At 65.3% G+C, this 18,759-nt stretch carries 18 protein-coding genes and 1 riboswitch; of the genes, 13 read left to right on the top strand and 5 right to left on the bottom strand.

Features of this window, described 5'->3' with window-relative positions:
• Window positions 1-13 precede the first annotated feature (13 nt).
• Entirely contained in the window at window positions 14-814 is an 801-nt protein-coding gene (locus tag GSQ76_RS06620; RefSeq protein WP_158743125.1) for an SDR family NAD(P)-dependent oxidoreductase, read from the top strand.
• A 13-nt stretch (window positions 815-827) separates the two neighbouring features.
• Complete coding sequence (locus GSQ76_RS06615) at window positions 828-1,382, top strand: carboxymuconolactone decarboxylase family protein (RefSeq protein WP_158743124.1); 555 nt, start codon at window positions 828-830, stop codon at window positions 1,380-1,382.
• A gap of 7 nt (window positions 1,383-1,389) precedes the next feature.
• On the opposite strand, the gene GSQ76_RS06610 is transcribed toward GSQ76_RS06615, so the two are convergent.
• The gene (locus GSQ76_RS06610; protein ID WP_158743123.1) at window positions 1,390-3,099 is read right to left on the bottom strand and encodes an NAD(P)/FAD-dependent oxidoreductase; all 1,710 of its coding nucleotides are present in this window, start codon (window positions 3,097-3,099) and stop codon (window positions 1,390-1,392) included.
• 404 nt (window positions 3,100-3,503) lie between these two features.
• Between GSQ76_RS06610 and GSQ76_RS06605 the strand changes: the two genes are divergently transcribed.
• The 5 genes from GSQ76_RS06605 to GSQ76_RS06585 all read left to right on the top strand — a co-directional run bounded on the left by GSQ76_RS06605 (window position 3,504) and on the right by GSQ76_RS06585 (window position 8,272).
• Window positions 3,504-4,904, top strand: a complete 1,401-nt coding sequence (locus GSQ76_RS06605; RefSeq protein WP_158743122.1) for an amidase — start codon at window positions 3,504-3,506, stop codon at window positions 4,902-4,904.
• Window positions 4,905-4,973: 69 nt separating this feature from the next.
• The gene (locus tag GSQ76_RS06600; protein WP_158743121.1) at window positions 4,974-5,408 is read left to right on the top strand and encodes a hypothetical protein; all 435 of its coding nucleotides are present in this window, start codon (window positions 4,974-4,976) and stop codon (window positions 5,406-5,408) included.
• Window positions 5,409-5,500: 92 nt separating this feature from the next.
• Window positions 5,501-6,670, top strand: coding sequence for a YncE family protein (locus GSQ76_RS06595; RefSeq protein ID WP_158743120.1), 1,170 nt, complete (start codon window positions 5,501-5,503; stop codon window positions 6,668-6,670).
• A gap of 295 nt (window positions 6,671-6,965) precedes the next feature.
• Window positions 6,966-7,640 carry a class I SAM-dependent methyltransferase gene (locus GSQ76_RS06590; protein ID WP_158743119.1) on the top strand — a complete coding sequence of 225 codons (675 nt, stop codon included), beginning with the start codon at window positions 6,966-6,968 and terminating at the stop codon, window positions 7,638-7,640.
• Window positions 7,640-8,272, top strand: a complete 633-nt coding sequence (locus GSQ76_RS06585; protein WP_158743118.1) for a hypothetical protein — start codon at window positions 7,640-7,642, stop codon at window positions 8,270-8,272. Before GSQ76_RS06590 ends, GSQ76_RS06585 begins: the two co-directional genes overlap by 1 nt.
• Here GSQ76_RS06585 and GSQ76_RS06580 read toward each other — a convergent pair.
• Window positions 8,262-9,989, bottom strand: a complete 1,728-nt coding sequence (locus GSQ76_RS06580; RefSeq protein WP_216850934.1) for an aminotransferase class III-fold pyridoxal phosphate-dependent enzyme — start codon at window positions 9,987-9,989, stop codon at window positions 8,262-8,264. The genes GSQ76_RS06585 and GSQ76_RS06580 overlap by 11 nt on opposite strands.
• A gap of 24 nt (window positions 9,990-10,013) precedes the next feature.
• Here GSQ76_RS06580 and asd point away from each other — a divergent pair, with 24 nt between their 5' ends.
• Window positions 10,014-10,856: an archaetidylserine decarboxylase gene (asd, locus tag GSQ76_RS06575; protein ID WP_216850933.1), complete on the top strand. Its 843-nt coding sequence runs from the start codon at window positions 10,014-10,016 to the stop codon at window positions 10,854-10,856.
• 54 nt (window positions 10,857-10,910) lie between these two features.
• Window positions 10,911-12,479, top strand: a complete 1,569-nt coding sequence (locus GSQ76_RS06570; RefSeq protein WP_158743116.1) for an ABC transporter substrate-binding protein — start codon at window positions 10,911-10,913, stop codon at window positions 12,477-12,479.
• Here GSQ76_RS06570 and solA read toward each other — a convergent pair whose 3' ends face one another.
• From solA to GSQ76_RS06555, 3 genes are read right to left on the bottom strand one after another with little or no spacing between them, the layout of a single operon-like run.
• Complete coding sequence (gene solA, locus GSQ76_RS06565; RefSeq protein ID WP_158743115.1) at window positions 12,480-13,652, bottom strand: N-methyl-L-tryptophan oxidase; 1,173 nt, start codon at window positions 13,650-13,652, stop codon at window positions 12,480-12,482.
• 60 nt (window positions 13,653-13,712) lie between these two features.
• Window positions 13,713-13,970: a PhzF family phenazine biosynthesis protein gene (locus tag GSQ76_RS06560; RefSeq protein ID WP_216850932.1), complete on the bottom strand. Its 258-nt coding sequence runs from the start codon at window positions 13,968-13,970 to the stop codon at window positions 13,713-13,715.
• A 4-nt stretch (window positions 13,971-13,974) separates the two neighbouring features.
• On the bottom strand, window positions 13,975-14,145 hold the full coding sequence (locus tag GSQ76_RS06555; protein ID WP_158743114.1) for a hypothetical protein: 171 nt from the start codon (window positions 14,143-14,145) through the stop codon (window positions 13,975-13,977).
• Window positions 14,146-14,310: 165 nt separating this feature from the next.
• Between GSQ76_RS06555 and GSQ76_RS06550 the strand changes: the two genes are divergently transcribed.
• The 4 genes from GSQ76_RS06550 to GSQ76_RS06535 all read left to right on the top strand — a co-directional run.
• Window positions 14,311-14,811: a hypothetical protein gene (locus tag GSQ76_RS06550; RefSeq protein ID WP_158743113.1), complete on the top strand. Its 501-nt coding sequence runs from the start codon at window positions 14,311-14,313 to the stop codon at window positions 14,809-14,811.
• Window positions 14,812-14,872: 61 nt separating this feature from the next.
• Window positions 14,873-15,862 carry a 4-hydroxythreonine-4-phosphate dehydrogenase PdxA gene (pdxA, locus tag GSQ76_RS06545; RefSeq protein ID WP_158743112.1) on the top strand — a complete coding sequence of 330 codons (990 nt, stop codon included), beginning with the start codon at window positions 14,873-14,875 and terminating at the stop codon, window positions 15,860-15,862.
• Between the two features lie 199 nt (window positions 15,863-16,061).
• Window positions 16,062-16,306, top strand: a riboswitch (cobalamin riboswitch).
• A gap of 34 nt (window positions 16,307-16,340) precedes the next feature.
• Window positions 16,341-17,930, top strand: a complete 1,590-nt coding sequence (locus GSQ76_RS06540) for an ABC transporter substrate-binding protein (protein ID WP_158743111.1) — start codon at window positions 16,341-16,343, stop codon at window positions 17,928-17,930.
• Window positions 17,921-18,759: ABC transporter permease (locus GSQ76_RS06535; protein ID WP_158743110.1), on the top strand; the 839-nt coding region annotated here is incomplete at its 3' end. The genes GSQ76_RS06540 and GSQ76_RS06535, both read left to right, overlap by 10 nt.

Here is an 18,759-nt window from a genome sequence, read left to right as displayed (position 1 = left end):
AGGATGAGCGAAAATGCATGATCTGACAGGCCGCGTGGCAATCGTCTCCGGCGCCGGGTCCGTCGGGCCAGGATGGGGCAATGGCAAGGCGACGGCAGTGCTACTGGCGCGCCAGGGGGCGAAGATCTTCGCGCTGGACATCAACCCGGCGGCGGTCGAGGAAACGCGCGGTCTGATCGCCGCCGAAGGTGGCACCTGCGCCACCCATGTGTGTGACATGACCGACAGCGCGCAAGTCTCTGCGATGGTGGAGGCCTGCGTCTCACAATTCGGTCAGGTGGACATCCTGGTCAACAATGTTGGTGGCTCCGCACCCGGCGATGCGGTGACCATGGCGGAGGAGTTGTGGGACCGGCAGGTCGACCACAACCTGAAGACGGTATTCCTGGGCTGCAAATACGCGATCCCCGTGATGGAGCGGCAGGGCAGGGGTGCCATCGTCAATCTGTCCAGCGTCGCCGGGCTGCGGGACCATGCCGGCCGCAGCCACGTCGCCTACAGCGCCACCAAGGCCGCCGTGGTGCAGTTCACTCGCGCCACCGCCATCGCCTATGCGAAGAAGGGCATTCGCCTGAACACCGTGATCCCCGGGCTGATGCACACGCCGCTGGTGGAGCACCGGCTCGCCGCTACAGTGGCAGACGGCAACGTCGCCGCGCTGATCGCACAACGCAACGCGCAAGTGCCGATCGGCAAGATGGGCACGGGCTGGGACGTCGCCAACGCCGTGCTATTCCTGGTGTCGGACGAGGCCGGCTACATCACTGCCACGGAAATTCTGGTGGATGGCGGGTATGTCGCCGTCACGGGTTGAAGGAGCCGATATCATGACCGAGGAACGTTTTCCGCCACTGGCGCCGGACGCGATGACGCCCGAACAAAGCCGGGTCGCCGCCGCGATCATGGACGGACCGCGCGGCAGTATTCGCGGGCCGTTCAAGGCCCTGCTGCGTAGCCCGGAATTGGCGGACCGGGTGCAGAAGGTGGGCGAGTATATCCGTTTCCAAAGCTGCCTGCCGGCGCATCTGAATGAAATGGCCATCATGCTAGCCGGCCGCAAATGGAAGGCCCAGTTCGAGTTCTATGCCCATCGTGAATTGGGGCTGAAGGCCGGTTTGAACCCCGCCATTCCCGCCGCCATCGCCGTCGGACAACGGCCTGCGACCATGACGGCGGATGAGGCCGCAGTGTATGAGTTCAGCACGGAACTACTGGGTTCCGGACAGGTGTCCGACGCAAACTTCGCCGCGATCGCCGGGCTGTTCGGTGAAGCCGGCGTGATCGATCTGATAGGAGCGATCGGCTATTACAGCCTGGTGTCGATGGTGCTGAACGTCGATCGCTACAAATTGCCCGAGGGCGTGGAGCCGCCGCTGAAGTAGGCGTTCTTTACCCGGCGATGCGGGCCTTGATCTGCATCGCCAGGTATTTGGAGTAGATCCGGCATTGCGCCAGGCTGCCGGCTGTGAACCACAGCCCTTCCTGCGCCGTCGGCTGCCACATATTGCGCAACTCGCCGGCCTCGTCGAAACCCCATACTGGGCCGACGCGGTCGGCGACGATATCGCCCAACGTGGCGCGCACGACATCCTGCTGCGCTTTGTATCCGGTCGCCAGCACCAGCAGATCCGCCGCGACCCGGCGCCCGTCGCGCAATCGCACGCCATCGGACTCAAAGGCTTCGATGTCGCCGTATTGCACCAGCCCAATCTCGCCCTGCGCGATGAGGTCGGAGCAGCCGATGTTGAAATAGTACCCGCCGCCGCGCCGCAGGTATTTCATCTGGAACCCGGTGTCATCCTCACCGAAATCCAGTTGGAACCCACGCGCTGCCAGGCCTTCCAACAACGACTGGTCAGCGATGCGCGATGCGGCGGTGGAGATCTGGTATGCCTTTACCAGCACCGGATATGGCATCGCCGTCGCCAGCAGGTCGCAATCCGCGATCGGAATGCCTTCGTTGTAGATGGCGTAGACGGACTGCGCTTCCTTCAGGCTCACGATATAGGTCGGGCTGCGCTGGATCATCGTGACGTGGGCGCCGCTGGCGTGCAGGTCCTGCGCCACATCGTGCCCGCTATTGCCAGTGCCCAGCACCAGGGCGCGGCGGCCCTTCCACGCCGTGCCGTTCGTATAGGCGCCGGAATGCATCGCCGTGCCGCCAAACGCCTCCAACCCCGGCAGCTTGGGGATGGCGGGGATGCTGCTGACGCCGGTCGCGAACACCACGTGCTTCGGCCGCATCCGGCAATGCGAGCCGTCGGCGCGCCGTAGCGTGACGTGCCAATGCCCGGCATCGTCGTCGTAGGAACCGCCTATCAATTCGGTCCCGGTCCAGACATTCAGTTCCATGCTCTCGGCATAGGCTTCGAACCAATGCGCCAGCTTGTCCTTCGGAATGAACACCGGCCAGGTGTCGGGGAAGGGCATGTAGGGTAGGTGATTGACGTGCCGTTCGTTATGCAGCGTCAGCGAGTGGTAGCGATTTCGCCAGACATCGCCGATGCGTGGTTCGCGATCCACGATCAACGTGTCGACACCGAGTTGACCCAGGCGCGCCGCGATGGCGAGGCCGGCCTGGCCACAGCCGACGACGATCACCGCCGGATCGTGGTCGATATAGGCCTGGGCGGCACTGCGCTTGTCCAACCAGTTGGCACCACCGAAGTCGCGCGCGTAGTCGATCGGCTTCATTGCCTCCGGGTTAGGCAGCGTGTCTAGTGTGGTGACGATGGTCCAGGCCAACAGGCCGGTAGCGCCGGGCACCAGACGCACCACGCCGCTGCCGGCTCCGAACGTGGTTTGGATGGTAAAAATTGCCTCCACCACCTCGGTCCCCGCGCGCGTGACGAGGCGGGGCGGCGTGCGACCCGGCGCTAGGCGGATATGTCCGGGTTTCGCCACAGGCAACGCCTCGCACAACAGGTTGGCGATGGCCGGCGGGCCGGACACGGTCACCAACCGCCAACTCAGCGCCAATACATCTCGCCAATGAGCGTCTGGCTGGAACAGCGCAAGGACGTGTGCCGGTTCGGAGCTGGCAAGTGCAGCCCCGAACGCGTCGAGCCACTGGGCGGCCTGCTCACCGATGTCGATCATGGGCCTAACGTTCCCCTGATGGCCGTCATGGGGCCATGCTTCTTGTGCCGCTAGTAAGGCCGTGTCGGCAGCGATGCGCAAGGCCACCCAAGACGCACCGTTCGGATGACCACCGCAGGCTCATTGTCCGGACAAGCCCTGGACAGCCCAGCGCCCCCTGGGGCAGGGTCGGCATGGTGCGATGCCGCATTGCGTTGCAACGTCTGATGCGATCAGGAGCCAGATCCCCATGACTGAAGCCGAGTTCGACGCCGCTGTGGCGCGGAAGAAACTGCCGCTCGACGCTGCCACAAAGGCCGAAATTTCAGTGTCGTGGGCAAGTTGGAGGCGATGATCGCCCTGGTGACCAAGCCCCGCCCGCGTGAGGATGAGCCCGCGCTGATCTTCATCCCGGGGGACAAGGCATGAGTGCGCCCCTCACCATCGCCGCCGCGGCACAGGCCATTGCCGACAGAACGCTATCCCCGGTGGAGTTGACGCAGGATTGCCTGGCACGCGTGCGGCGGTTGGACCCGGCGCTGCACAGTTTTCTGCTGGTGACGGAAGAACGCGCCCTATCCGACGCACGGGCCGCAGAGACCCGGATGATGAAGGGTGCCGGCCTGGGCAAACTGGACGGCATACCCATCGCGCACAAGGATATCTACAAGACCGCCGGCATCCGCACGACCGCGCACTCCCGCCTGCTGGAGCACAACGTGCCCGGGCAGGATGCCACCACCGTGCGCCTACTGGCGGCGGCTGGGACGGTGATGATGGGCAAACTGGCGACGCACGAGTTCGCGTTCGGCGGTCCGTCGCACGACTTGCCGTGGCCGCCCGTTCGCAATCCTTGGAATACCGACCATTTCACCGCCGGCAGCAGCAGCGGCACGGGGGCGGCGGTGGCAGCCGGGCTCGTGCTGGGGGGCACCGGGTCGGACACTGCCGGGTCGATCCGCGGGCCAGCCGCCCTGTGCGGCCTGGCGGGGATCAAGCCGACCTATGGCCTGGTCAGCCGCGCCGGGATCCTGCCCCTGGCATATACGCTGGACCATGCCGGGCCGATGTGCTGGACGGTCGAGGATTGCGCCATCATGTTGCAGGCGATGGCCGGCCATGACGCGACCGACCCGGCCAGCGCCGACCGGCCTGTGCCAGATTACGCCGCGGCGCTCGGGCAGGGCGTGAAGGGCCTGCGGGTGGGCATCATACGCCACTTCCACGAAACCGATGCCAACGCCAGTCCCGCCACCATCGCCGGCATCAACGACGCGGCAGACGTGCTGCGCCGCCTGGGTGCCACCGTGACGGACGTGACGCTGTCGCCGCTGGTCGAATACCATGCCTGCTGCTTCTTGATCATGGTCGCCGAGGCCTACACGCTGCACGAGCCGTGGCTCACCACCCGATTTTACGAGTATGGCGAGTTGTTTCGCGACCGCGTGGCGCTGGGTGCCTTCATCAGCGCATCCGACTACATCGGCGCACTTCGCCGCCGGCGGGATTTGTGCCGGGAAATGGCGACCGCCATGGCGGATCTGGACGTGGTGATCACCGCCGCCCAACCTGGCGAGGCGCCGTTGATCGATGGGATGCCGAAATGGGGCACGTTCGACAAGCCCAACCTGAACGCGCCGTTCAACGTGACCGGCTATCCTTCGATGGCGGTCTGCACCGGCTTCGGCGCCGGCGGGCTGCCGGTCTCGCTGCAGATCGCGGGCAAGCCGTTCCGGGAGGATCTGGTCTTCCGCGTCGGCCACGCGTACGAGCAGGCGACGGATTGGCGAAGCCGCCGCCCAGCCATGACGACGCAGGCGGCGTAGACACGGCACCCCTTGCGGCCGGCCGCAGGGGGCCACAAATTGTCGGCTTCGCGTCATATCCGAGGTTCCATGGCATTCAAAGGCAAGGCACCCGGCAGCGCCGCCGGGGAGATGTCGAAGCGGACGGAGGCCTTGCGGCCGCCGATCCTGCTGTCCCCGAAAGAGGTGCAGGAGGCTCGGCGGATGCGGCGGTCCGGCATGGACCCCCACGCCATCGCCGAGACGTTGGGCAAACCGATGGACGAGGTTGAGAAGGCGCTGGTGCAGATGCGCATGCCGCGGCCCGAAAGCACCCGTGGCACGCTGAACATCACCCTGGCTGCCCATAACGTCGTGATGAAGGAGCGGCAGGGGAACGAGCCGCTTTGGCAGACCTTCGATCGCATCGTGGACGAATTGCTGCAGTTGCGAGCCCAAGCCGAGGGCAAACCGGCGCCCGCCGCGCCAAGCCGCTCGAAAAAGCGACTGTCGGACGGCACGGGAATGCTGCCGCTCCTGGAATGATCCAACCGGCTTGCCCTCGCCACCCGCGTCGGTAAGCTGCCCCTGGCTGCACAACAACGCCCGGCAAATGGGCGGGAAATGGGGAAACACGAATGAACTACAAATATGGATTGCCGGCGCTGTACGCCGCAGGCGTCCTGCTGGCCTGCGGCACGGCAGCGAAGGCCGGGCCTAACGACCTGCTGATCGGGCTCGACTCCAAGGTCGGCTACGACGCCAACGGGCAACAAAACATCCAGCCCGGTGCCGATGCAGTGCTGGTCTTGGACATTACCAACGCCGCCCGCCCGCGCATCCGCACCAGCCTGCCCCTGGTGAACTCGCTGCTGGGGCCGCCGACCAATTTGCAGATCACCCCGAACGGCCGGCTGGGCTTGGTCGCCAACTCTGTCGGGTCGGCCAAGGAGGGGGACGTTTGGAAGTCCCCGCCGGACGACAAGCTGTATGTCATCGACCTGGCTGCCAATCCGCCGAAACTGATCGACACGGTGACGGTGGGCAAGCAGCCGTCCGGCCTGGTCATCTCCCGCAAGGGGGATTTGGTGCTGATCGCCAACCGCGCCGGCAAGAGTGTATCGGTGGTGACGATCGACGGCACCACGGTCAAAGCAGTGGCCGAGATCCCAATGCCCAACGAGGTGGCGGCGGTAACGATGACGCCCGACGGCAAACGTGCCTTCGCCGTGATGAACACCGCCAACAGGGTGGGCGTGTTAGCGATCGACGGCCAAAAAGTCACCTATGACAAGTCGCTGGACATGCCAGTGGGCTTCAACCCTTACAACATCGACATTACGCCGGACGGCAAGTTCGCCGTCGCCAGCAGCACCGGGGCGGGCCTTGGCAACGCCGACGCGCTGACGGTGATCGATACCGCTGGAGCGCATCCGCATATCTCGGGCCTGACAACCGCGGGCAATGGGGCGGAGGGTTTCGCCATCTCGCCCAACGGCAAATGGGCGGTGGTGCCTCTGCTGCTGGGGTCCGGCGGGAAATACGCCGATTGGAACTACACCAAGAAAGGCGAGGCGGTGCTGCTGTCGGTTGGGGCCGGCGGCCAACTCACGGTCGTCAACCGCCTACCCTTGGGCGGCCTGCCAGAGGGCGTGGCGTTCAGTCCGCAGAGCGATTACGTCTATATCGGTAACTACATCGACAAAAACCTGCAAATCTTCCGCATCGCGGGCGGCCGCCTAGTCGCGACCGGGACGGTGATGCCACTTCCGGGGCAGCCGGCCTCGATCCGCGGGCTGGCGCGGTAGGAGTCGCAAACCAGGTGCCGGGGGTTGGCGCCTCCGGCACCGATGAACATACGATGACAGATTTCCGGCAGTTTTGTTAGCCTATCTCAGTATTGTTGGGCATTACACGCCGGTGAAAGCCGAACTGTCACACCGATGACAAATTCCAGGCGCGGTTGTCTGCGTCTGGGGATTGACCAGAATGGCCGGCTCATGGAGGTTCCGCTTCCACTTGAGCCGGCAACCCGCAGCACAGTCGGATTATGACTGTTCCATTACGGCCCCGTTCAAGCGCGTCGTCAGCGAAGGATCGGGTATGGCCATAGTAATGAGCGCCGATGGGGTTGCCGAAGCATACGGCAGATGGGCGCCAGTCTACGACCTGGTGTTCGGCCCAGTATTCAGGCGGGGACGCGCTGCCGCCGTCGACGCGGCGGAAATCACTGGCGGCCGCATTCTGGAGGTCGGGGTCGGCACAGGGCTGTCGCTGGGCAGCTACTCCAAACACAGCCGGGTCGTAGGCATCGATATTTCCCAGCCCATGCTGGAGAAGGCGCGCGAACGGGTCCGCAATCAGAAGCTGGACAATGTCGAGGCGATCACCGTGATGGACGCGGAACGCCTGGATTACCCGGACGCTTCGTTCGATGTCGTCGTGGCGCAATACGTCGTCACCGCCATCCCCAACCCGGAACGTGCGCTGGACGAATTCGTCCGCGTCGTACGGCCGGGTGGCGCGATCATCATCACCACCCGCATCGGCGCGGAGACCGGGCTGCGTGGCACGATCGAGAAGCTGCTCATGCCCATCACCAGCCGCCTGGGGTTCCGCACCGAATTTTCTTGGGCGCGCTACGAGGACTGGCTGCGTACATCGCCGAAGGTAAGCTTGCTGGAGAAGCGCGCCTTGCCGCCACTGGGGCATTTCTCGCTGATCCGGATTGCCCGCCTTCCCGACGCCCAACCCGAGACCCACCAGAAGGATCGATGATGACCGGCTTCTTCGAAACCCTCCGTATTCAGCGTTGGGACGACCATCGCTATTACCATCACAGCCGGGTCAATCAGGCGTTGCACCTGCTCAGCGCGGTCAGTTTCGTTTGCGCCTATATGATGATGTTCAAGGAACCGGCGCTGGCCGCACTGCTGGGCTGGCTGGTATCGATGACAAGCCGGCAGATCGGGCATTTGGTGTTCGAGCCGAAGACCTATGACCACGTGAACCAGGCGACGCACGAATACAAGGAGGAGATCAAGGTCGGCTACAACCTGAAGCGCAAGATCGTGCTGATGACGATCTGGGCGCTCTCTCCGCTTTGGCCGCTCGTCAACCCGACGATGCTGGGCCTGTGCGAGGCGCCGGCCACTTGGTTGGATTTCGCACGCCACGTCGGCTATCTGTGGCTGGTGATCGGCGTTGGCGGCTTGTTGTTCCGCGTCGTCCAGTTGTTCATCATCAAGGATGTACAGACGGGACTAGTCTGGGGGACAAAGATCATCACCGACCCGTTCCACGACATCAAGCTCTACCATCGCGCACCGGCAGCGCTGATGCACGGAAACTTCATCGACCACTCGCTCGCCGAATACGGCGAGTACGAGGCCGACCCCGTCAATCGCTGACGGGGCTGGTTCGCGGCCGCCGCCCGAACAGGGCGGCGGCCGCGACCTCGCGCAGGATGCTCCGCTTGATGGCCTTGTTGCTGCGTGCCGGGCCGGACCACCAGCCATCGCGCTTCATGGCACGACATGCAGCGAGCATGTGTTCCACCACAGCTGCATAATCTTCCTCGCTGTAGTTCAGGCTGAAGATCAGTCGCCCGGTGCCGACCCAGCTCAGCGCCAAGCCCTCCGCACGCATGTAATATTGCAGCATCCAGTTGTAGCGCGATGGCCGCGTGTAGCTGATCGTCCAGATCGACGATAGATTCGCGACGCTGACCGGCAACTCTTCCGATGCCAGCCGGCGATTGAGCTGCACCACCCGATCGTTCCACAGCGTGTCGACATCCTGATACAACGCTTGGATTTCCGGTGTTTCCAGCCGTTCCAGAAACTCGTTCATCGCGCCCATGACATAGGGATGCGAGTTGAACGTGCCTCGGGCGAAGCAGACATCCACGGGTCGGTCATCGCGATACCGCTTCATCAGCGCGCTACGCCCGCACAGCACGCCAACCGGCAGGCCACCGCCGAGCGATTTGCCATAGGTGATCATGTCCGGCTGCACGCCGAAATAGTCGCGCGCGCCCAATGGCGCGAGGCGGAAGCCGACAAAGATCTCGTCGAAGATCAGCACGATGCCGCGCTCGTCGCATACGGTGCGTAACTCATGCAACCATTTCGTATAGGCCGCACGGTCGAATCCGGCGCTGCGACCGCTATCGACCAGCGCCGAATCGGCTGGTGCGCCGGAATTCGGGTGCAGCGCCTGCAGCGGATTGACCAGGACGCAGGCAATGTCGCTGCGGCTGCGGAGTACACGCAACGTTTGATCCGACATCTCGGACAGTGTCAGTGTGTCGCGCGCCGGGGTTGGGTTGCCGACCCCGGGCTGCACGTCACCCCACCAACCATGATATGCGCCGCAGAACCGCACCAGGCGGCGGCGGCGCGTGTGGTAGCGCGCCAGGCGCACCGCCTGCATCACCGCCTCGGTGCCGGACATGTGGAACGACACTTCGTCCAACCCGGATATCGCTTGCAGTCGCGCCACGTTACTGGCGACAACAGGATGGTAGGCGCCCAGCACCGGGCCCAATTCCTGTACCTTCGCGGCCCCAGCGGCGATGCACGCCTTGTAGAAATCTTGTCCGAAGAGGTTCACACCATACGCCCCCGTCAGGTCGTAGAAGGTGTTTCCGTCCAGGTCCGTGAGTGTCACACCTGCGGAGGCGCTCAGGAACGACCCGGCCGATAAATGCTGACGGACCATACGGCTGAACTGAAACGGAACGCGGTATGCGCCGGTGAATTGCAGGTCGGACAGGCCGTCTGCAACCGACGCGGTCTGCGCGCGTGTCTTGGCAAATCGCTCGGCATACAGCCGGGACAAGGCCATGAAGCCCTCACGCCGCTGCGCCGCGACGGCGTCGGTCGGCGAATCGCAGCGAAAGAACCGGGTCTCGTCAAACTCGTAGAACGGGATCAGCCCCGCGACCCGGCGCGACATCTTCGCATGCCCGGTCAGCGAGCGGTGTTTCGCCCGCGACAATTCCAGCCGCGCTTTCCCCCTGGTGAATAACGCACCGAGTGCCACGGCACTGCCAGCCGCGTAGGGCACCATCGTCGCCAGATTCGCCAACACTGCAAAACCCTTCAGAGACAAGAGCGCATTCATCCCATGTCGATCCGAGCCGGCCTAATGAAGATTGTGCAGCAGGATGGGCTGAACTTCCTGCTTACCAACGGCTTGCCGCGCCGCCGTCTCACGAGCCTCATCGGCTGGTTCAGCAAGATCGAAAATCCGCTGGTCTGTGCGGTGTCGCTGGGGGTGTGGCGCATGTTCACCGATCTCGACCTGAGCGACGCGCAACAAACGCGCTACGCCAGCATGCACCAATGCTTCACCCGCCGCCTGAAACCGGGCGCTCGCCCCGTGGACGCCGACCCGGCGATCCTGGCAAGCCCGTGCGACGCCATCATCGGCGCATGCGGCACGGTCCGGGCGGGCGAGGTGCTGCAGATCAAGGGCATGCCATACTCGCTGCAGGATCTATTTGGCGACGCCGCGCACGCCGCAGCAGTGGAGGGCGGGCAGTTTGTCACCCTACGCTTGACCTCGGCCATGTATCATCGCTTCCATGCGCCGTACAACTGCCAAGTCTCCGCCGTCACCCATATTTTCGGCGACGTCTGGAACGTGAACCCGGTGACGCTCCGCCGGGTCGCCCGGTTGTTCTGCAAGAACGAGCGGGCGCTGATCCGCACCGCCATGGCCGGGCATGATGTCACGCTGGTCACCGTCGCTGCGGTTCTGGTGGCCGGCATCCGGCTGAGCTTCCTGGACCTTCCCCTGGAACACCGCCACCTCCCCCGTCGCGCGTACGCCTGCGATGCCACCCTGCAAAAAGGTGACGAGATGGGCTGGTTTGAACACGGCTCCACCATCCTGGTCTTCGCCCCCGCCGGATTCAGCCTGTGCGAAAGCCTCCGGGAGGGTGCGATGATCCGCGCCGGGCAACGATTGATGCAACTGCCGGGGTGACGTCCGGCATGGTTCTTGCGTTTCTGCGTCGGTGCAGATCGGGAGAGAGCCACCATGCGCCGACGCCAACTCATCGCGGGCAGTGCTGCCCTGCTTGCCGCCCCGGCGCTGGTCCGCGCCCAGGCCGCGACGACGCTAAAGTTCATCCCCTATGCCGATTTGGCCCTGCTGGACCCTGCGACCTCCGCCTTCGTCACCCGCAACCACGTCATGATGGTCTACGACACGCTGTTCTCGCTGGATGAGGCGGGCAAACCGCAGCCGCAGATGATCGAGGGCTTCAAGGTCGAAGAAGACGGCAAGCTCTGGACGCTCACCCTGCGCGACGGGCTGATGTTCCATGACGGCACGCCCGTGTTGGGCCGCGACGTGGTGGCCAGCGTGAAGCGCTGGGGTGTGCGGGACGCGTTCGGCCAAGCCGTGCTCGCCGCGACCGACGAGATGACCGCGCCCAACGACAAGACCGTGTACTTCAAGCTGAAACACCGGTTCGACCTGCTGGCCGACGCCCTGGCGCACCCGACCAACACCATGGCCGTCATCATGCCGGAACGCCTGGCGCGGACCCCCGCCAGCACCCAATTGCCGGAGATCATCGGCAGCGGCCCGTTCCGCTACCTGAACGCCGAGCGCGTGGCTGGCTCCCGCAACGTCTACGCCAGGTTCGCCGGGTATAAGCCGCGCACGCAGGGCACGCCCTCGTTCTGCGCCGGGCCGCGGGTGGCGTATTTCGACCGTGTCGAGTGGCTGACCACGCCCGACCCGGCGACACAGGTGGCGGCGCTGAAGAGCGGCGAGGTGGATTGGGTCGAGCAGCCGCAGATGGATCTGGTGCCCAGCTTGCGCGCCACGAAGGGCATCAAGCTGGAGGTCGCGGAAACCCGTGGCCTGGTGGCGTTCCTTCGCTTCAACGAATTGTTCGCACCGTTCGACAACTCCGCGATCCGCCGCGTGGTGCTGAAGGCGGTGGACCAGACGGAGTTCATGACCGCCGTGGTCGGCAGCAACAGCACCTTCGCCTCGTGCGGCGTGTTCGGCGCGCACTCGGACATGGCGAACGATGCCGGCATGGACGTGATGGCCGGCAAGCACGACCCGGCTGCCCTGAAAAAAGAGCTGGAGGCGGCTGGCTACAAGGGCGAAAAGGTCGTCTACCTCTCCGTCACCGACGTGCCGCGCATCAACGCCATTGCCGAGGTGGGCGCCGACATGTTGCGCAAGATAGGCATGAACGTGGACCAGGTGGCAGCGGATTGGGGCACAGTGGTGCAACGCTCCATCAGCAAGCAGCCGCTGGACAAGGGCGGCTGGAGCATGTTCGCCTCGTTCACCGGCGGGATCGACGCGGGTTCGCCCGGCAATAACAACCTGCTGCGCGGCAACGGCCTGGACGCCTATAATGGCTGGCCCACCGCGCCGAAGCTGGAGGCATTGCGCGACCAATGGCTGGCCAGCGAGGACCCGAAGGAGCAACTGGCGATCTCCCGCAAGCTGCAGGAACAGGCCTGGCAGGACGTGCCATTCCTACCGCTCGGTTCCTACGACCAGCCGACTGCCTACAAGGCGAACCTGACCAACATGTTGAAGGGGCTGATCCTGTTCACCGAGGTCCGGCGGTCCTGATCAGGCCGCCGCGCCGAACCGGGAAAGGGCGAAGGCGGGTTCGTAGGCGGCCGCCGGTTCGGTCGCCAGCGTAGCCAGGTGCTCGCCCATGGCGGGGGAGTGCTTGAACCCATGGCCGGAACAGGCGGAGGCGGCGATGACGGCGTCGTTCTCCCATAGCCGGTCGACGATGAAATGCGCGTCGGGGGTGACGGTGTAGAGGCAGGTCGCCGCCTTCACCAACCGGTCGCTGACGCCCCGCAGCTTGCTGGCGATGTGCAGTTGGTAGGTGGTGCGCACTTCCTCCTCCGACACGACGCGGTCGATCTCGTCGGGGTGAGTGTGGCCGGCGTAGCGCTCGGTCGCAGCCTTTACGCCGGACGTGCCTGGCAGCAAGGGGAAGCCGTAGAGGTAATCCTCCAACCGCGGGCCATGCTGCCAGATGAACACGGGGCAGCGTGCCGGGTGGTAGAGTTCGGGCTCGTCGGTCTCGAACCACAGCAGGGTCTGGCGCTCGACGCTGGTCACGCGGGAGATATGGCCACCTGCCAAGCCTGGGAGCCACGCACCGGCCGTCAGTATCACCCGCGCGGCCTCGATCCGGCCCTGGTCGGTCTCCACCGCAACGCCGCTGCCGCTGGGGGTGATGGACAGCACCGTCTCGCCCGTGCGAACGGTTGCGCCCAAGGATTGAGCCAGGCGCAGTTGCACCGCGACGCAGCGCTCCGGCGACAGCACGCCGGCGCTGGGTTCGAAATACCCACGCTCGGCATCGCGCACCTGAAATTGCGGGTAGCGGTGGCGGATCTCCGCGCTGTCCAGCAATTCGTGCGGGATGTCGTGCGATTGCGCGATGGCGATGGTGCTGCCCAGGAACCCGGCCTGTCCATGGCTGGGCGCGCCGTCGCCTTCGGCGATGATCAGCATGCCGATCTGCTGAAATAGCGTCTCGCCGGTTTGCGACTCCAACTCCCGCCAGATCTCGTGCGAGCGCTGCACCATCGGGACGTAGGCAGCGCCTTCGCCGATGGCCAACCGGGTGATGCGGCTGTCGCCATGGGTGGAGCCGCGGTCATGCGGCGGGTGAAACCGGTCGATCCCGATCGCACGCACGCCCCGCATGGCCAGGCGGTGGAGGGTAGCACTGCCAACCGCGCCCAAGCCAACGACGACGACATCCGCGGTGACGCTCATGGGCGGGGCTCCAAACACTGAGCCGCGAGCTTACCGACTGTCCGGGCCGACGCAACGGCGCTAGGCGAGCGCCGCAACCCCACCCAGCCAGCAGCCATCGACGTGCCCCGTCGCATCCAACCGGAAGCGCAGCGCGATTTCGGACGGGCGGCCCATTGCGCGGCCCTGACGAATCCGGATCGGCTGGTCATCCGCTGCGGCCATCCCGTTCGCCAGCAACCGGAACACCAACGCAGCGGCGGCAATGCCGGTAGCCGCGTCCTCCAAGTAGTCCCGGGCACCGGCTGCGAACACGTTAACCAGGTAGATGCGTGGCAATCCGCTAATGGTGGCCGTGAATATATCGGATGATGTCCACCAACCCGCCGAGCGAAATCGGCATGATCAGCATGCTGAGTGCGAACAGCACCACCGCGACGGTCATCGCCGTTTCGTTAACCGGAGGGCGGCCACGGGGAGGCCGGGGATCGAAGTCAGACCCGTCGAACGGCATAGACTTCCTCCCGCACGATGACCGACCCCAACCCAGCAAGCCAGCCGGGCCGCGTCAAGAAAATCCCGGCCTGGCACGGCCATTGCAGCGACTTTGTGATCGTAGCTTGCTATTGCGAATGAGTTGCATTTACAGTTCGCCTGCCAACACGGAGCAACGAACTGCATGAACAAGCAAAGCTTCCTTGAAACCAGCGTCGACGCCCGCGATGTCGAGCGTGCGCTGCTCTGGTCGATGCGTGCCTGGGTGATCGGCTACACCAGGCGGATCAAGGTCGACGACCGCATCGGGCAAATGTGGTCCAGCCTGGGCGTGGTCGAGGCCGCGGGTTGCGTGGATGCCTTGATGTGGGCGCTGTCCAACGGGGTCACGCGCGCGGTGCAGATCAATTGCACCTGCAATACCGAAACCTCAGCAGACGAGCAGGTCTTGCTGCGCCTGGTGATGCAGGCGCCGGTGCATCGCGACCTGCAATGGCTGGAATTGCTGGGCATGGTGACGCCGGGTGCTGCAGGAGCCATTTGCGACAGCGGAGCGCGGCTGCGGCTGGTGCTGGCGGCCGGTGGGTTTAATCTGTCCGGATCCGACCGAGCGGCGCACACGCCACGCTCCGTGCTGCCCGCGTCCATCCGCCACGTCGTCAGCGGAACCCACACCATTCACTGACCCGGGACTGGCCGGCACACGCACGCTTTACACGGGAGGGACGGGGACTGCACTGTGCCACATGGCCAGTCCCATCGTTGCGATCACCATGGGCGACGCCGCTGGCGTCGGTCCCGAAATCATCATGAAAAGCCTGGCGCATCGCGATCTTTACGAGCGATGCCGTCCAATCGTGATCGGCGATTCCGCCCGGTTGCTTGCGGCTGGTGCGCTGGTGGGTAGCACACTGGCGGTGAACGCCGTCGCCACGGTGGAGGAAGCGGTCTGCCAGTTCGGCGTGGTGGATTGCATCGACCTGGCGCTGATCCCAGCGGATCTGCCCTGGGGCCGTCTCTCCCCAATCGCGGGCAACGCTGCGTTCCGGTATATCGAGGTCGCGACACTGCTGGCCACACAGGGCCGGGTTGCGGCGATCTGCACCGCACCGCTGAACAAGGAGGCGCTGCACGCCGGCGGCCACCACTATCCCGGCCACACCGAAATCCTGGCGGCGCTGACCCAGACGCCCGAAGTGTCGATGATGCTGACCGCGCCCGGCCTGCGCGTCATCCACGTAACGACGCATATCGGCCTGCTGGACGCGATCCGGAGGATCGAGCCCGGGCTGGTGGAGCGCACCATCGCCCGCGGCTATTCCGTATTGGAAAAGGCCGGGCTGCCCCGGCGCAAGATCGGCGTTTGCGCCATCAACCCGCATGCCGGGGAGAACGGGCTATTCGGCCACGGCGAGGAGGCGGAGAAGATCACCCCCGCCATTCTTGCCTGCCGGGAACGTGGCTGGGATGTGGAGGGGCCACTTCCAGCCGATACGCTGTTCTTCCGCGCCGGCCGGGGCGATTTCGACATGGTCGTCGCAATGTATCACGACCAAGGCCACGGTCCGGTGAAGGTGCTGGGGCTGGAGGCGGGGGTGAACATCACCGTCGGCCTGCCGGTCATCCGCACCTCCGTCGACCACGGCACCGCTTTCGACATCGCAGGCACCGGCATGGCCGACGAGCGGAGCCTGCTGGAGGCGCTGCGCCAGGCGATCGCGTTGGCGCCAGCGTAGCCCGTCGGGACTACATCAACAGGTCGAACGTACGGCAGATATCATCAACAGGTCGAACGTACGGCAGATATCCTGCTCAATCGCCTGGCCCGGCATCGCCGCGGCGCCAAATTTGGTCGGGCTCCAAACGCGGTGGGCGCACGGTAGCGGTGCCATGCGGCTGAAACCGACGCGGTCTTGCGTCGCGGCCCGGCTTGCCCCTAGGGTCGCGCCCGACGGTCCCGCGAAAGCGGGTTAATAGGGAATGCCGTGCGTTTTGTGCCCGCGCCGGGTGCGAAATAAATCGGCGGCTGCTCCCGCAACTGTAAGCGACGCCTCTGATCCCCAACGCCCCTTCGGCACGTCACTGGACCCTTGGTCCGGGAAGACGGGGAGACGGAACCCAGGGCCATGTGCCCCGGATCGTCGCGAGCCAGGAGACCTGCCGTCATCGGGTTTGGTCCAACACCGGGCGGGATGCACCGGGCATAGGAGTGTGATGACGATTTTCGATCGGCAGCCCCAGCGGCCTGCCACGCAGATGCTGCGTACCCAGTTCCACGCGCCGCACCTCGGCCGCCGGCTATTCCTGGCCGGTGCTGCCACCCTGCCAGCATGGTCCGCCCGCGCGGCTGACCCGGTGTTGCGTGTGACTTCCCCGTGGGAGTTCGACAGTCCGGATCCGCTGCAAACCGGCTACGTCCTACGCCGGTTGGGCATCGCCGAGACGCTGGTCGGGGTTCGCCCGAACGGCGACCTCGTCGGGCTGTTGGCCGATCGGTGGGCGGTCGATCCCGACCACCTGACCTGGCGCTTCCATCTGCGCGACGCACGCTTCCACGACGGCACGGCGGTCAGCGCCGGGCATGTGGCGTGGACGCTGAACCGCGTGCGCGCCGATGCGGAAAGCCTGTCCGGCATTCCAGTCAGCGAGTTGCGGGCAGAAGACGATCGCACCCTGCTGATCCGCACGACGGCGCCCTTTGCCTCACTGCCGAGCTATCTGACGGATTATGCGGGTATCATCCTCTCCCCGTCATCCTACGATGCGGCCGGGCGGCCGCAGCGCCAGATCGCCACCGGCCCCTACCGCATCACCCGGTTGGATGGCGCACGCGTCATCGAAGCCGAGGCGTTCCCAGCCTACTGGGGCAAGCAAGCTGGCATCTCCCAGCTTCGCTACACGGCCGTCGTATTGGGTGAAACGCGTGCCAACATGGCGCAGGCGGGGGAGGTGGACGTCGCCTTCACTCTGCTGCCCCAGGCCGCAGAAACGATCAACCGGTCTGGCACGACACGTGTGGTCCGCGCCACGATCCCGCGGGCTCGCATGATGTCGATGAACCTGCGCATGCCGCAATTTGCCGATTTGCGCGTGCGTCGCGCGTTATCGCTGGCGATCGACCGGCCCGGCATCGCAACTGCCGTTTTGCGTCACCCGCAGGACGCGGCTACGCAATTGCTGCCCCCCGTCATGGCTGGCTGGCACGATCCGACCCTGCCATCCCTGCAGCGCGATGGTCCGGCTGCCAAACGCCTGCTGGCAGAGGCGGCCTGGACGCCCGGCGCCGATGGCATCCTGGCAAAAGGCGGAGACATCATGCGATTCAACATGATGGTGCCTTCCAACAGGCCAGAAATGCCGCTGATGGCGCAGGCCATGCAGGCGCAGTTTCGCGAGATAGGCGTGGATATTGCGGTAAAGCCCGGTCCCTCCGGTTCCTTGCCCGGCATGGTGCGCGATGGGTCGCTGCAGACGGCGCTGGTGTCGCGGACCTACGTCAACGTGCCGGACCCGATCGGCACCATGCTGCCAGATTTCGCCAGCGACCGCCCGGTCTGGAGTTCACCAGGTTTCGTCGACGCCAAGCTTCGGGACATGGTGCAGCGCTATCTGGCCGCGTTCGACGAGCCGACCCGGGCCGTCCTGCGCTTCGACATCGTAAAGACGTTGCAGGACCAGTTGCCGGTCATCCCGGTCAGTTGGACGGAGCTCAACGCCTCTGTTTCCAGCCGGATCGCGGCCGACAGCTTCGTGTTGGACCCGTACGAGCAAAACTACCTGTTGCAAGATTTGCGATGGGCCTAGTCCGGCCATTGCTGGCGCGGTTGCTGCAGGCCGCGCTGGTGGCACTTGCCGTCGCCACGCTCTGCTTCGTCGCCCTGCAGGCCATGCCGGGCGACCAGGCAGTGCGGGTTGCGGTGGGCCGCTACGGCCAAGGCGCGCTTACCGACGCGACGCTAGCGCAGATCCGTCACACCACTGGGTTGGACCGGCCGGTGCTGGCGCAATATGCCGCCTGGATTGGTGACGCCGCCACCGGGCGCTTCGGTCGCTCCCTGGTGACGGATCGGCCGGTGATGCAGGATATCGCCCCGCGATTTCGGGTTACGCTGCTGGTGGGCACGCTGGGCGTGCTGGTGGCGCTGATGCTGGCGGTGCCGGCCGGCTTGGCGGCGGGAATGGCGCCTGGATCGGGGCTGGACCGGAGGGTTGCCTCGGCCGCCGCGTTACTGGCGTCGGTGCCATCCTTCGTCGTGGGCTCGCTGATGGTGGCGGTGTTCGCCATCCGACTGCATTGGCTGCCGGTCGCAGGCAGTGACTCCCCCCGGTCGCTGGTGCTGCCGGCGGTAGCGCTAGCGTGCAGCCTGGCACCCGGCCTGGCGCGGATAGTGCGGCACGGGGTCGCGGGCGCGATGGCAGCGCCCTACTCCACATTCGCCCGCATGCGCGGGGTGGCATCGTGGCGCGTCGCCTTGCACGTGGTCGCACGCCCGGCATTGGTGCCAATCCTGTCCTACGCCCCGGTGCTGGCGATGCAGTTTCTGGAGGGGTTCATCGCCATCGAGTTGTTGTTCAACCTGGATGGCATAGGGCTGCTGCTGGTCCGGTCGCTGCTAGCCGGGGACATCCCGGT

This window comes from Acidisphaera sp. L21 (assembly GCF_009765685.1).
Taxonomy (GTDB): domain Bacteria; phylum Pseudomonadota; class Alphaproteobacteria; order Acetobacterales; family Acetobacteraceae; genus LMUY01.
The sequence above is the reverse complement of the archived record's forward strand: the minus strand, read 5'-3'. Positions and strand labels throughout refer to the sequence as shown.

Bases quoted from the DNA above. Each gene is read 5' to 3' on its own strand.
- GSQ76_RS06590 (WP_158743119.1), top strand. From the start codon at position 6,966: ATGGCCATAGTAATGAGCGCCGATGGGGTTGCCGAAGCATACGGCAGA.
- GSQ76_RS06595 (WP_158743120.1), top strand. From the start codon at position 5,501: ATGAACTACAAATATGGATTGCCGGCGCTGTACGCCGCAGGCGTCCTG.
- GSQ76_RS06570 (WP_158743116.1), top strand. From the start codon at position 10,911: ATGCGCCGACGCCAACTCATCGCGGGCAGTGCTGCCCTGCTTGCCGCC.
- GSQ76_RS06600 (WP_158743121.1), top strand. From the start codon at position 4,974: ATGGCATTCAAAGGCAAGGCACCCGGCAGCGCCGCCGGGGAGATGTCG.
- GSQ76_RS06550 (WP_158743113.1), top strand. From the start codon at position 14,311: ATGAACAAGCAAAGCTTCCTTGAAACCAGCGTCGACGCCCGCGATGTC.
- GSQ76_RS06540 (WP_158743111.1), top strand. From the start codon at position 16,341: ATGACGATTTTCGATCGGCAGCCCCAGCGGCCTGCCACGCAGATGCTG.
- solA (WP_158743115.1), bottom strand. From the start codon at position 13,652: ATGAGCGTCACCGCGGATGTCGTCGTCGTTGGCTTGGGCGCGGTTGGC.
- GSQ76_RS06580 (WP_216850934.1), bottom strand. From the start codon at position 9,989: ATGAATGCGCTCTTGTCTCTGAAGGGTTTTGCAGTGTTGGCGAATCTG.
- GSQ76_RS06615 (WP_158743124.1), top strand. From the start codon at position 828: ATGACCGAGGAACGTTTTCCGCCACTGGCGCCGGACGCGATGACGCCC.
- GSQ76_RS06610 (WP_158743123.1), bottom strand. From the start codon at position 3,099: ATGATCGACATCGGTGAGCAGGCCGCCCAGTGGCTCGACGCGTTCGGG.
- asd (WP_216850933.1), top strand. From the start codon at position 10,014: ATGAAGATTGTGCAGCAGGATGGGCTGAACTTCCTGCTTACCAACGGC.
- GSQ76_RS06620 (WP_158743125.1), top strand. From the start codon at position 14: ATGCATGATCTGACAGGCCGCGTGGCAATCGTCTCCGGCGCCGGGTCC.
- GSQ76_RS06585 (WP_158743118.1), top strand. From the start codon at position 7,640: ATGACCGGCTTCTTCGAAACCCTCCGTATTCAGCGTTGGGACGACCAT.
- GSQ76_RS06555 (WP_158743114.1), bottom strand. From the start codon at position 14,145: ATGCCGTTCGACGGGTCTGACTTCGATCCCCGGCCTCCCCGTGGCCGC.
- pdxA (WP_158743112.1), top strand. From the start codon at position 14,873: ATGGCCAGTCCCATCGTTGCGATCACCATGGGCGACGCCGCTGGCGTC.
- GSQ76_RS06605 (WP_158743122.1), top strand. From the start codon at position 3,504: ATGAGTGCGCCCCTCACCATCGCCGCCGCGGCACAGGCCATTGCCGAC.